Annotated in this window: 16 protein-coding genes; 9 read left to right on the forward strand and 7 right to left on the reverse strand. The window is 33.3% G+C overall.

What is annotated here, in order from left to right:
- The first annotated feature begins 52 nt into the window (after positions 1 to 52).
- Genes QUF91_RS02810 through QUF91_RS02820 form a run of 3 tightly spaced genes read left to right on the forward strand, consistent with a single transcriptional unit; the run spans position 53 to position 891 of the window.
- The gene (locus QUF91_RS02810) at positions 53 to 439 is read left to right on the forward strand and encodes a DUF2178 domain-containing protein (protein WP_289416782.1); all 387 of its coding nucleotides are present in this window, start codon (positions 53 to 55) and stop codon (positions 437 to 439) included.
- An 18-nt stretch (positions 440 to 457) separates the two neighbouring features.
- Positions 458 to 661: a helix-turn-helix transcriptional regulator gene (locus tag QUF91_RS02815; protein ID WP_068985171.1), complete on the forward strand. Its 204-nt coding sequence runs from the start codon at positions 458 to 460 to the stop codon at positions 659 to 661.
- 14 nt (positions 662 to 675) lie between these two features.
- On the forward strand, positions 676 to 891 hold the full coding sequence (locus QUF91_RS02820) for a hypothetical protein (RefSeq protein WP_289416783.1): 216 nt from the start codon (positions 676 to 678) through the stop codon (positions 889 to 891).
- 394 nt (positions 892 to 1,285) lie between these two features.
- On the opposite strand, the gene QUF91_RS02825 is transcribed toward QUF91_RS02820, so the two are convergent.
- The 4 genes from QUF91_RS02825 to QUF91_RS02840 form a co-directional block, all read right to left on the reverse strand.
- Positions 1,286 to 1,753: a CBO0543 family protein gene (locus tag QUF91_RS02825; protein WP_353957834.1), complete on the reverse strand. Its 468-nt coding sequence runs from the start codon at positions 1,751 to 1,753 to the stop codon at positions 1,286 to 1,288.
- A gap of 509 nt (positions 1,754 to 2,262) precedes the next feature.
- Positions 2,263 to 2,583: a DUF4183 domain-containing protein gene (locus QUF91_RS02830; RefSeq protein ID WP_289416784.1), complete on the reverse strand. Its 321-nt coding sequence runs from the start codon at positions 2,581 to 2,583 to the stop codon at positions 2,263 to 2,265.
- A gap of 50 nt (positions 2,584 to 2,633) precedes the next feature.
- Complete coding sequence (locus QUF91_RS02835) at positions 2,634 to 3,053, reverse strand: DUF4183 domain-containing protein (RefSeq protein ID WP_289416785.1); 420 nt, start codon at positions 3,051 to 3,053, stop codon at positions 2,634 to 2,636.
- A 464-nt stretch (positions 3,054 to 3,517) separates the two neighbouring features.
- Positions 3,518 to 3,730: a helix-turn-helix domain-containing protein gene (locus QUF91_RS02840; RefSeq protein WP_289416786.1), complete on the reverse strand. Its 213-nt coding sequence runs from the start codon at positions 3,728 to 3,730 to the stop codon at positions 3,518 to 3,520.
- A gap of 488 nt (positions 3,731 to 4,218) precedes the next feature.
- Between QUF91_RS02840 and QUF91_RS02845 the strand changes: the two genes are divergently transcribed.
- From QUF91_RS02845 to QUF91_RS02865, 5 genes are all read left to right on the forward strand, one after another.
- A complete protein-coding gene (locus QUF91_RS02845; protein ID WP_289416787.1) occupies positions 4,219 to 4,497 on the forward strand; it encodes a hypothetical protein in 279 nt (92 codons plus the stop codon).
- Positions 4,498 to 4,526: 29 nt separating this feature from the next.
- Positions 4,527 to 4,802, forward strand: coding sequence for a hypothetical protein (locus QUF91_RS02850; RefSeq protein ID WP_289416788.1), 276 nt, complete (start codon positions 4,527 to 4,529; stop codon positions 4,800 to 4,802).
- A gap of 154 nt (positions 4,803 to 4,956) precedes the next feature.
- Positions 4,957 to 5,238 (forward strand): hypothetical protein, encoded by a 282-nt coding sequence (locus tag QUF91_RS02855; RefSeq protein WP_289416789.1) that lies wholly within the window; start codon positions 4,957 to 4,959, stop codon positions 5,236 to 5,238.
- A 468-nt stretch (positions 5,239 to 5,706) separates the two neighbouring features.
- Positions 5,707 to 6,561: a malate synthase gene (locus tag QUF91_RS02860; RefSeq protein WP_289416790.1), complete on the forward strand. Its 855-nt coding sequence runs from the start codon at positions 5,707 to 5,709 to the stop codon at positions 6,559 to 6,561.
- 1,055 nt (positions 6,562 to 7,616) lie between these two features.
- Positions 7,617 to 8,345 (forward strand): SH3 domain-containing protein, encoded by a 729-nt coding sequence (locus QUF91_RS02865; RefSeq protein ID WP_285396645.1) that lies wholly within the window; start codon positions 7,617 to 7,619, stop codon positions 8,343 to 8,345.
- A 362-nt stretch (positions 8,346 to 8,707) separates the two neighbouring features.
- On the opposite strand, the gene QUF91_RS02870 is transcribed toward QUF91_RS02865, so the two are convergent.
- The gene (locus QUF91_RS02870) at positions 8,708 to 9,076 is read right to left on the reverse strand and encodes an HsmA family protein (protein WP_285396644.1); all 369 of its coding nucleotides are present in this window, start codon (positions 9,074 to 9,076) and stop codon (positions 8,708 to 8,710) included.
- Between the two features lie 268 nt (positions 9,077 to 9,344).
- Between QUF91_RS02870 and QUF91_RS02875 the strand changes: the two genes are divergently transcribed.
- On the forward strand, positions 9,345 to 10,214 hold the full coding sequence (locus tag QUF91_RS02875; RefSeq protein WP_289416791.1) for a M23 family metallopeptidase: 870 nt from the start codon (positions 9,345 to 9,347) through the stop codon (positions 10,212 to 10,214).
- A gap of 233 nt (positions 10,215 to 10,447) precedes the next feature.
- On the opposite strand, the gene QUF91_RS02880 is transcribed toward QUF91_RS02875, so the two are convergent.
- Together QUF91_RS02880 and QUF91_RS02885 are read right to left on the reverse strand one after the other, a co-directional pair.
- Complete coding sequence (locus QUF91_RS02880) at positions 10,448 to 12,154, reverse strand: methyl-accepting chemotaxis protein (RefSeq protein ID WP_289416792.1); 1,707 nt, start codon at positions 12,152 to 12,154, stop codon at positions 10,448 to 10,450.
- 359 nt (positions 12,155 to 12,513) lie between these two features.
- Positions 12,514 to 12,690: a hypothetical protein gene (locus tag QUF91_RS02885; RefSeq protein WP_289416793.1), complete on the reverse strand. Its 177-nt coding sequence runs from the start codon at positions 12,688 to 12,690 to the stop codon at positions 12,514 to 12,516.
- Between the last annotated feature and the right edge of the window lie 23 nt (positions 12,691 to 12,713).

The raw sequence follows: 12,713 nt of genomic DNA on the forward strand, positions 1-12,713 counted from the left end.
TGAAATAAACTTCACATGAAGTCAACTTCATATTTCGGAGGGGAGTATTGTATTGAAACGAAAGTTATTTCAAAGAGTATTAATATCGTTCCTTGCAATTATGTTAGGTGTTATTAGTCTTTTGATGAATCCAGTAGACAAAGTGTCGGCAATCTATCTTTTCATTGCTGGTATTATTATTTTGATTGTATCGATTACAATCTATTTAAGAAAATCGGAAAAAGAGGATGATTTATCGAAAGAATATGATGAAAGAGATGCTCTTATTGAAGGACATGCTTCAAATATAACTATGCAAGGTATAACGTTATTAATAATAGTTTTGCTGTTTTTGAGTAATTTTATTGTATTATCTGTAAAAGCGGTTCTTTTACTATTAATACTAGCTCTTTTCATCCTCAATACTGTAACTAAGTTTTTCTATGAACGAGTCCTTTAATTCTAATGGAGGATGAATATGGAAAATAGAGTGCGAGATTTAAGAAAACAGCATAATTTAACTCAACAAGAATTGGCTGATCGTGTAAGTGTATCTTCAAGGACGATTATTTCACTTGAGAATCAGAAGTATAATCCTTCTGTATTGCTTGCCTATAAAATTGCATCGATTTTTAATCAATCGATAGAAGAAGTTTTTATTTTTGATGAAAATGACAAATAAGGAGATTATTTAATATGTTAGGTTTAGTAAGTATTTTTATCATTTTTGGGATTGTTTTAACTGCTTGGGGAATTTATCGAATGAAAACAGATGATGGTCTTTTTGGAAAGAGTCAAAAAAGCAAAAATATTTTTAATTTGTTTTTAATGGGAGAGGCATCCGGAATTGGTCAATTTTTAAGTGGAATTGTTTGTGTAATTGTAGGGGTGGCTATTTTATTGTTTGGGTAAACTAATAAGCTACCAATCGTTTAATTTAATAATTTAAGCAAAAGACCAGGACTCATTTTTATGAGTACCTAGTCTTTTTTGTTTGTTCACCTTGTAATTCCTTTTCTTGAGCTTCTATAACTTGCTTTAATTCTGCTAATTCATCTACTTTAATAATTTCAGTTACCGTTAAATTGTCGGCTACAGACGGAAAGAGAGGTATCTCTATAGAATCGCCTTAATAGTAAGGAACTATGCTCAAATTTGAGCGTATTGTTTTGGAATTGGAAATTGAACTACGAACAATGTTCGTAACAAAAAAGAGCTAAGAATGTAATTTTTAAAATAAAGATTCATCAATTAAATGAGCTTTGTTTAACAAAATATCCCCGTTAGAATAGAGGAAAGTTGAAGATTATTTTATTACATTTATTTTTATTAAAAATCTGTAATACCAATACAAAAAAGAATAAGGGAGCAAATATGAGAAAAAGGTAAGATAGATATTCCAACCGTTTCCGTAAGTTACCCTTTCAAAATAAACAAATACCATTTCTAAAAAAGTGGTGAGCAAGGTCATTAAAAATAGAACAAAATAAGGTTTGTTAATTTTTTTAATGAAAAAGATTAAGTAACATGCGAAGACAGGATAAATTCCTAAATCAAAAGGTAATGAAGCTAAATTTTTTTGATTAGGAAAAGGTAGCACCTCCCAAAAACCAAAATAAAAACCTAGGGTATTTATTGTATAGGTAACAACGCTAAAAAATGGAGAAAACAAGAAAAGTAACATTTTATCTTTTTTGTAAAGGTGCATTATACAGATAATCCATGGAATAAGAAATATCAAAAGTAGGTGTAAAATCATTATTTTCCCTTTCATTTTAATTATAAATTTATACTTAATCTCTTTATTAAACTGTGTAGGTTTACTGAACAATATAAGGGAATTGAATAAATTATTATGATTTAGTGGGATAGCGCAGTGCAATAACAACTTGGGGCGATGCAATGCAACAGGTTGCTATCCCAAGTCCATTGTATGTAATTCAAGTTGAAAGCATTACAACTATAAATATGTGTCGGAGGATGAAATAAAAAGAGCCATCTCCATAATAAGAAATGGCTATAATGGTGATCTAAGGTTTGGTAAAAATGTAAAGCATAAATGGGATACACTATATATAATGCTTTCAATATGAATATAGCTAGGCTTTGAAATCTAAATAAAATATAAATGTAAAAGGGTCACTTGATCAGAGTGACCCAAAGCCAAAAAAATCGGGAGATTTCTTAGCTAAGCTAAATAGCTTAACATTACTATAACTATGCTGTAATTATTACATCTGTATAGGGACTTGTCCTGCAAAATAAAAGTATAGAAGTGGTTCATTAAGTTTGTGTAACTAATTCTACAGCTTCTACTACTAATGGAGTTCCCGCTGTGATTGTACCAGTAACACCGTTAAAAGTTAATTCTGTTGTTGAAATTGTATACGAATCGCCTTCTTGTAATACACCGTTGATATAGAAATTATAGTAGCCGTTTACTACTACCGGAAAAGCAGTGGCAGCAGTCCCGCTATCATCTAGAAAGGCAGTTGCAGGAATAGTAGTACCATCAGCGACCGTCAAATTTGCTGCTAAAACATCAAAAAATCTAGTCGAAGTACCTGTAACATTTACATGAATATTAATAATTGAAAGTGCCATTTTTTTCACCTCCTTTCAAGGGAAGAAGCATTATTTAAAAGATTTTTATATCACATTTGTTGGAATCCCAATGATTCTATAATGATTGGAGTTCCAGCAAAAATAGTTGCATTAAATGGGTCAAGAGTTAACGAATCTGGGGTTACTTTATAGGCACCGCCCTCTTGCATCACAGCATTGATGTAAAGATTGACATATCCGTTGGGATTAAAAAGTTTGAATGCTGTTACTGGATCGCCATTATCATCTGTAAATAAATTAGCTGGAAGGGTTGCTCCGTTTGTTAGATCAATATCTTCTGTAACAATATAGAAATATCTATTTATCGTTGGAATAATAGTTCCTTCAGGGATAACGACTGGAGGAGATGGGATAGAAGATATGTCTATAGCTTTTATACGGGGCCAAAAAAAATTATTACCTTCACAACAATCATTGCAAATAAAACTTAAGTGATTTTTGTTGTTCATTATTGTGTCACCTCCCTTTTATATTTTTGACCCCATAACTATTTTTTGAAATATTCTGAGCCTCACACTAATAGGTTATGTTTTCACGTTGAAACACGATTAGTAATACGTCTATTAAATTGAATTTTTTTTAATATAAAGATTGTTTATAGCAGAACAATTAAAAGAGGTGAGAATTCTTTAATCTAATGAAGAAGAGGTTCAATTGCCTGTTAATTGAAGAAAAAATAAAAAAGCCGCAGCGTGTTACACGCTACAGCTCAAGATTGGTTACCCTTTTGTGGTTAGTCAGTAGAAGTATTATGCCACAAATGTAGTATGGTGACAAAGTATTTATAAAGTACCTGAAGAGATATGCATATCGAAATTAAAACATCAGCAGTATCAAAAATGTGCTACTATTACGCTGGCGCCAGAAAACAAAAAGCATCCGCTCCAGAAGAGTAGATGCTTTTTTTGTGTGGTTATTCCTCAACAAGTTCTAACAAGTCACTGATTTCGCAATCTAATGCCTTGCATAGTGCCCCAAGCGTATCACGTTGATATTGTTTAGATTCATCGTTGTACATTTTACGGACTGTTTCAAAGTTTACTCCTGATATTTCCGAACATTTTCGGATTGAGATATTTCTTTCATCAAGGATTATTTTTAATCTTGATTTAGCTCTAACTCCCACATTATCACCTCTCTATATATTTATTATACAGAAAATCTAAACAAAATGACAGCGAAATGCAGTTGACTTCGAAATAAAGTCAGTGCTATACTAATGACAGTGAAATACAGTCTGTTGTGGACAACCATCAATGGTTAGTCGGTGAATGGACTAGAAATAGCCGACATGCGTTAGGAAGGTAGGTGAATGGATGAAGCGATTTACTAAACAGCAACGCCAACAAGTAGCTCGTGCCATGCTTAAGGGCTATCTAATATTGCTCACACAACAGATCAATAAATAAATTCAGGGAGACGAAGTTTCGTCCACTTAAAAAGGGGGGCATCCAAATGAAAGTAACAGCTAAAGAATGGTGTATCATGTCGGACCACAACTAGCAATTACTTTTGAATGCAGTAGCAACAATTCGCTAAGGTAACGAATCATTCAACAGTGAATAATGACTATTAAATCACACTATAAAACACAGCAGATAGGAGCTAAGAAACATGGAAAAAACAACAGTAACATTTAGCTTAGTAGACACAGTAGATGCACTAGAGGACATTCGAGAGATCTTAGAAAATGCACATTATGTTCAACAGCTAGTCGAAGAAAAATTTTTCGGTCGTTGCGATGTTGAGGAAGCCGATGTACAGCTCGGCATTGTTCATGATTACCATCGTTATGGAGTTTTCAACAGAATACTAAGCGACAATGTTTATCATGCTGAAACACTACTAAAAGACCTATTGCATACAGTCAAAATAACTTTGCAAGATAGTTAATCAATAACAAATAGAGAGGGGAATTGAACATGATTAAGAATTTATTTGCTGGTGTAAAAAACGTTGATTTTGTAGGAGAATCCTTTTCAAGAATAGTTGGCCAAGAGGTCAAAATGGAAACAGTCGTTTTAGAAGAGCTTGATACAAGTCGTTGGAATACACTGGCTGAACGTACTAACACAAAATCATTCATTCGTATGGTTGGCAGGGAACCAGTGAACTATGCAGAGGTACAGGCATGGGTGAAAGGTTTATCAGAAGGCATAGAAAAAGCCGCAGCGTTGGCAGACGCTACAGCTCATTGATTCATGCCCTTTGAAGTGCAGAAATAGTTTATCATATAGATTTAGTATATGCCAATTAGAAAAGCTTTACAGTACACTGTAAGGCTTTTTTGTATCATTTATATATTATATAATTTCCATCCTATGACTTATTATAGAATCAGGAGGCGATTATATGAATAAGGAAAAATTAAAATATGCAATTTTAAAAGAAATAGATTCGAATAATTTACCTTTAACGGAAAATGATTTTGGTGCAGCTCTAGGTTTTTTGTCTAGAGAAAACTATCTATCCGGATTTTTTAGGGCAGATCATAGAGCTCATTTACACAAAATGGGACCTTCTCTAACTGAACATTCAATCCCGACCCTGATTTTTTTGCAAATAACCTTTGCGAAATTGGGGTCTTTTTATATGGAACATAATTGGAAAATATCTCGTATTCAGCATTTATGATTAGTACACGGATTAATCCATCCATTTCTTTTCTAGGAAAGGAATTACTTGTATTGGTTTTATATCATGAATCCCTCCTATGCTTATCACGTAATCAAGTGGTTAATTTATAGGGGCGCTTTCCAGAAGTTTCGTGACTTTTTGGAGGCCTTTATTTCATAGCTATTTCAAGGGGATTTAGAGAATAAATTTTCATTTTACTTCATGATAAATTGTGTTGTCAATAATAAATTTGTGAATTTATAAAAAAATGTTATAATAGTCTTACAATTATTTTTTTAAAATCGTATTTCGAATTCCGCTGTCCTTTTTGCAGATAGAATTTGGATACGTTTTTTTAATATCCTTTTTAAGCCGAAGAAAAAATTAAAACAGTTATGTGAGCTTTAAAGGAAGTTAGTTGAATAAAATTATTAATTTACTATCTAATAGTAACCGATTTTTTATTTCATAAGGAGGACTAGAATAATGAATCTAATCAATAAGAAAGTTACACACAAGCGTTTTGGCATGGGTAGTATAGTTAAACATAATGATTCTCGTATTGAAATACATTTCGCATCGGAAAATAAAATGTTTGTTTTCCCTGATGTATTTGGAAAGCACCTAAAACTACATGATAAAAGTGATGCTAAGTCACTTGAAGAAATTTTGAAAAAAAAGGAAAACGAACGAAAAGAGGAAGAATGGAAGAAGGAAGAGGAAAAAAAACTACAACGAAAAAAACTGGTACTTCGCTTGGAACACGAAAAACTTATGAAAAACCATAAACTTCATCCCGAATCACAAATGGTTTTTTGGTGTGACACAGAAGAACAGAATAGTTCTTTTTCAGAGCGGAAAGTTTTTTCAGGCGTATTAAAAAGTGGTAATAACAAAGGAAAGCCAAACAAGCCGAGCCGCTTGCACCAAAATAGCGCTGTCCTATTAACAGCAATAGATTCCGGCATGCCTGAAAAAGACAGACGTATCTTAGGTGTCTATATGGTGAATGAAGATTTTGTCGGTAAGCTTTGTGAAGATGGATATATTCCTGCTCATTCAAAATACAGAATTCAACTTACAGAACAGGAGTCGGATCAGCTGCTTTTCTGGCAATATTATATAAATGAAAAATTCCCTGAAAAAATGACATGGAAGACAGGTAAATATCGTTATTTTGAAAATTTATGGATGGCTCAAATTTTGCTTGATATAGTTTCGTTGAAAAGTGACCCAAATGAACGAGAGCTGGCACAACAATTTTTTAAACATTTTTGTAAAATGAATATGATAACAGCTCAAGAGTTACCAAAGCCTAATGGTGCATTAATGCGTATTTAGAAGTTAGCCCAAAGATTATAAGAATGACTAACACCTACTTTCTTTTTAGCAGTATGTTTGATTGTAACTGCTGGGATTGTTCGTGTCATAGCTAACCTGATTTGGAATTAAAATATAAGGTATGCTGTTGCTTCAAAGGCACCAATTTTATCAAACTTAGATTCAATTGTAGCCATGTTTATGGGGTGGCCATATAATACAAATTATTCTGAGGGTGTAAAATGGGTTGTCCACTTGAGGTAGGACATTACCAAAGATTAAAGTACCTAGATTAACCAGAAGGTAATACGGGAACAGTCATCCTTTTTAGATGTTGTAAATTTACACTTTTATGGAAACGTTATATAAAACTTTAATAACAGATAAAGATTGATCAAAATATTCATCTTGTAGATGTAGTAAATTAGGATTTATAATAGGAAAGACACTAACATTATTTTAGCCATTTCTCAATTGAGATATGGCTTTTATTTTTAACTTGTATGGAAGAATATTAAATTCATGTTGTTGTAAGTAATTCGTTCAATTATTGGCCCGATTCTTTATAGGAAAAAGCAAATAACTCCTGAAGAGCCTTAAATGGTCTATTTACATAACAAAAAAAGATTGAAGCAGTTAGCCCCAATCTAAATCACTCACACATTCCTATACACACGCTCGCCTAGTTTTTAATTAGCCCCATTCTGCCCCACCTAGCCCCAATGCAAAGCTATTATATGCAGTATCATGCAATTAATGTTTATGCTAAATTACCGTTAAACCGTTGATACATAAGGCTTTCTTGCTTATTGATGTAATACCTTGCACCCTGAAAATAATAGAAATAGTATAGCATAATGTGGTTGGGGAATCCTGTGATAGCAACATACGAAACTACCCTAAATTTGATGGAGCTCAAGCATTAATAAGACGAACAGGTCAGCAGATTTTTAGTCATAGCAATTACACTGCTAGTTAATCTATACATGTATCTAGCATTTTCAATTAGTAAGAAAAATAGCATGGAAACAAATGTTATTTTATAGTAGCATTTGTTTGGAAAGGAGTGGATTTTTATGAAAAAAATAAGTGTAATAGTATGCGTGCTGTTGAGTTGCTTTTTTTTAAATGAGGAGAAGATATTTGCACAAAATCAAACTTTAGCAGATTTTGATTTTATGGAAATAAAGTATACCGTAAAGATTACAAAGTCTGGGGCAACTGTTAAAGAGTTACCCTCCAGGTCATCCAAAACTATTGGTCATGTGAAGGGTGGAGAATTTGTTATTTCCGAATATATGGCGGAAGGTGGTTGGATGCCCATTTTATTTAATGGGCAACATGGCTTTATTGAAGTAACTCAAATAGAATTTGACTTACCTCAAACAATTAGTATATCTAATTCTAAAAGCGGTGTAGTAGTTAAAGAAAAACCAACAGCAGACAGCAATACATTAGGAACACTCAGTAACGGAATACTAATGGATAATTACGGAGAGGTTGGGAATGGCTATTCGTATGTCCAATATGGAAACATCATAGGTTACGTTAAAACAAGTTTTATTACTAATCCTAAGCCTGTAGTGAAATATATTAGCAGTTCAACTGAATATATAGATTCATACCTAATAGCAAGTAAAGGATTTGGAAGTGCAGGATTAATTGAAAGTGAAACAAAGGTTCATGTATATGGATCAGTTGCGGGTTGGTCTTACATTGACCAATATCCGGATGATGGTGAAATTAATGGTATTTATATTGAATCGAAGTATATAGTAGACAAATTAAGCCAAGTACGTAAATAAACAAAGCGTAAGACTATCACTTTTTGGTAGTCTTATTTTTATGACGTTTTATTTAGTTAAATGTTATAGTTTGATTTATGCTCCGTTTTGCACCCTAAAATAAAAATATAGCATAATGTAGCTGGGGAATCCTGTTATAACAATGGTTTCTATAGTCTTTGCTAATGCTTATGCTGCTGGGTAAACAGATTCAATTGAAAGAAGCTTCGAGGGCAAAGAAAAAGCTGTAGCGTTGGCAGACGCTACAGCTTTCAAAAGAGCCTTATCTCTAGCATAGAAAGGCTTTTTTTGTATCAAATTTATATTTATTTTCTGACTTATGATTGGGTGAGGGAAGAAATTGCTTAAATCCATCCCTTATGTTATTTGGTCATACCATATATCATTCCAGATATATAAGGAATCAACCAAATGAACCATACTAATATACTTAACGTATGGAATTTTCTCATCATTTCTGAGTCTTTTTTTACCAATACAATAGAAGCCCAAATGGCATGAAATAACATTAACAAGATTGCTAATAAACCTGTTATGCCATGAAAACTAAATAGAGATCCTTGGGAGGCCATTTTTTCCATCATAGTAGTTCCAAGTGTATCGCATAGTAAGCCTATCCAAAAAATAATCACATGCCATAACTTTAATGTTTTTTGGAATTTTTCTGCCCATACTCCTACTGAATAAAAAACTAGTGCTGCTGTAATAAATATAGTAGCAATTATTAGCATTTCAATCACCCGATTCATAGCACTATTTAAATGTTTTTTTCCCTTAAAAGTACTACTTTATACTCTAAAAGAATATATACACCTACTGCTCAGATTTATTATAAAAAAGCAATATGAACAACAGATGAACAACAACATAGAAATTAGCTTCTTTATGTTGGAGTCCAAATAACAAAACACAAATATTGTACGTTATTGAAACTTTTCGTAAGTAAACATCGTATAGATAATTAAATGTTTTATTTATACATTAATGGGAGTTGTCAATATGGAGAAATTCAGTAGTCCAGAAGAAGTCATAGATATTTGGTTAAAAGAAGGTTACGAAAAAGTTTATGATGCTACATCAGAAGAGTTTCAGAAGATAGTCACTTTAGAACAATTTATTGAGCTGAGCACATCTTTTAATAATGGTGTTAAAAATTATCAATTAGAAACAAAGACGGTATTACAAAATTTAACACATTATGTATGGTTAGATGATAAACGTGAGAAAGCAGTTGTAGCTTCCTTTGATACATTCAATCAAATACAGCGTTTTTATTTAACGCCTTTTACTGTTTTTCCGAAAACGGACCAACAGTATACAAAAAATAAATACATAATGCCAATTAGAGATGAGTGGTTTGTTTTTTGGGGTGGTACGAATGAATTTGTAAATTATCATTATTTATATGAAGGTCAGCGATATGCTTACGATTTAGTAAAAGTTCAAGATGGACAATCTTATCAAAATAGCCCAATTCGAAATGAAAATTTTTATGCTTTTGATGAAGATATTATAGCACCAGCAGATGGTAAAGTCGTAACAGTTGTAGATGGAATAAAAGATAATGTGCCTGGTGAAATGGATGAACATAATCCAGCAGGAAACTATGTCGTGATTGAACATGCAAATAATGAATTTAGTATGATTGCACATTTTAAAAAGGACTCGATTTTAGTAAAATCAGGTGAAATCGTAACGGCAGGGCAACTTATTGGGAAATGCGGAAACTCTGGTAATTCATCAGAAGCTCATATTCATTTTCAGGTAATGGATGCGCCAGATATTGTAAATGGAAAGTCAATTCGTATTCTATTTAAAGATGGTAAAGAGCCAATACAAGGGGATACGATATCTAATTCATACGAATAAAATTGACAGAAAAATTATCAATTCCAAGAACAATAGGTCGGTTCTTTCATTCATTTCTAATAAAAGCAGTGAGCAGTGCCAATAGTGGAACTTGCTCACAAAAGCAAAATGAAAAAGGATTAAGTCCGGTTCAAAACCGAACTTAATCCTTTTGGCTACTAAACTAAATAAACGGCGTAGGGGGTCACTTCAAAATGAAGTGACCCCCTAATCATTAGTGGTGAAAAAAGAAGTTAAACTCGGAATTGAGCTGCTAAGTCTCTTAACTCTTCTGCTAAGTTTGCGAGTGCATAAGCAGATGATGAAATTTCCTCCATTGATGCCATTTGTTCTTCGGACGTAGCAGAAACACTCTCTGTGCCAGCTGTAGTAGATTGAGTTACGGAATGGATCGTATTCATACTACCAACAATTTCTTCAGTTCCAGCTGCCATTTGCTCGACTGCAGCAGATACTTCTTCTACCTGCATCGAAACACTTTGAATGGCACTTTGAATTGAAGCGAAAGTTGTACGTGTATTTTCTGTTGTTTTAATCCCTTCAGTAACTTCCGTTGTTACTAACTTCATTGATTCAACAGCTTTTTGAGTATCTTTCTGTGTCTCTGAAATCAATACTTCAATTTGGTTTGAAGAAACAGCAGACTGTTCTGCTAATTTCCTAACCTCATCTGCAACGACGGCAAAGCCTTTTCCATGCTCGCCAGCACGAGCGGCTTCAATTGCAGCATTCAGGGCAAGAAGATTTGTTTGCTCAGCAATTGCTGTAATCGAATCAATAATTTGACCAATTTCATAAGAACGTTTTCCTAATAAGTCGACAACTTCGGATAAGCCTTTTACTCGATCTGTGATGTCTATCATTTGTACATTCATTTGATTTGCTGCATTCATACCATTTATCAACAATGATAATGAATCCTTTGAAAGCTCACTTACAGATTGAGCATTTCCAGCTACTTGTTGCACACCTGTTGAAAGCTCATTGACAGTATTGAATGTGTTAGAAACATTTTTTAGTTGCTCTACAGATCCATGAGCGATAGTTTCCATCGTATTTGCAACCATCTCTGTTGCTTTCGTAGTTTCTGCTGCATTAGCATTCAATTCTTCTGATGCTGCGGCTACATGATTAGCAGTTTCAGTGACTTTAGTTACTGTATTACGAATGTTATTAATCATCGAATTAAATGATTGAGTTAGTTGACCAATTTCATCTTTGGATGAATATGTACCTTGCACAGTCAAATCACCGTCGCCCGCTTTTAACATATTAGCCTGCAACTCTTTCACTGGATTTACAATTAAACGTCCAATCCATGTTGCCAATGTAATAAAGAAAATAATGGCTAAAACAGTGAGAATGGCAGAAATAAGCATAGTAGTGTATAGACTTTGTTCATTTTCTTTATTCAACTGTTTAGCATCTTCGGAACATATAGTCATAAGATCGCGTGCATTAGATGCCACTTTTTCACGAAAATCATGCATAGTTGTAGTGTATAAAGAATAGGCTTCCTCGTTTCGGTTCTTACTAGCTAAATCAATGACCTCTGTCATAGTACTATCATAACCGTCAAGATTGGATTTAATAGATTCTAACAGTTTTCGTTCATCTTCATTTCCACTGTAAGTGTCTTCGAATTTTACAATTGATTCTTCAATATTTTTAGCTCTTTCTTGGATGTTTGCCTGTAGTTCAGCGTTACGTTTATTATCCATAGTAATCATAAGCTCTAAAACGAAAGCATCCATCGCACGAATGTCAGTTCGAATTTGACCGAGATGTTGGATTGGCAAAAGTGATTCGTCGTACATCTCCTTGGTTTTTTTTGCCATGTCATTAATGTAATAAAAACCGGCACCTGAAAGAATTAATAAAAAAATAACAGCGGACGTAATGAGTGTCAAAATTTTCTTTCTAATAGAAAAGTTTTTCAAAAATATTTCCTCCATTGGCTCAATTATCTTCAAATAAGTGGTATATACTAATAACTTTGGATATATTGAGTAATTTGTATTTTGTAATAAATATACTACATCCAAATTTACAATAAGAGAAGATAGAATTATGAAATTTTTATTACGAAAAATAAAAGGTTACAGCTCATTGCAATCGAGTGTACTGACGGGTTGATTTCTTTGGTAGAAAGAGCTTGTTTTTCGATAAAAACCCAAAAAGTTTCGATAAAATGAGATTTTGTTTCGATAAAAGCTCAAATAGTTTCGATAAAGAGCGATTTTGTTTCGATAAATCTTCAAATTATTCCTATAAAACGAAAGAAAGGAGCTTTAGCGATTCAGTTTTGGGACTCGACACTAAAACAATCACAAAGATTACCTTGATCATTTTGTTTTTCAATACTAAGAAAAAGTTGTCTCTTCCGCTGAGACAACTCTCGAAAAATGAGGGGGTTGGGGCGTCCGATGAGCCGCTTCACTCGCTCCAGGGTCTCATCTGTGACGCTAATCTCCAAGGAGTCGCCCAGCCGAAACGAGA

Source organism: Lysinibacillus sp. G4S2 (genome assembly GCF_030348505.1).
In the GTDB taxonomy this organism is placed as follows: Bacteria; Bacillota; Bacilli; order Bacillales_A; family Planococcaceae; genus Lysinibacillus.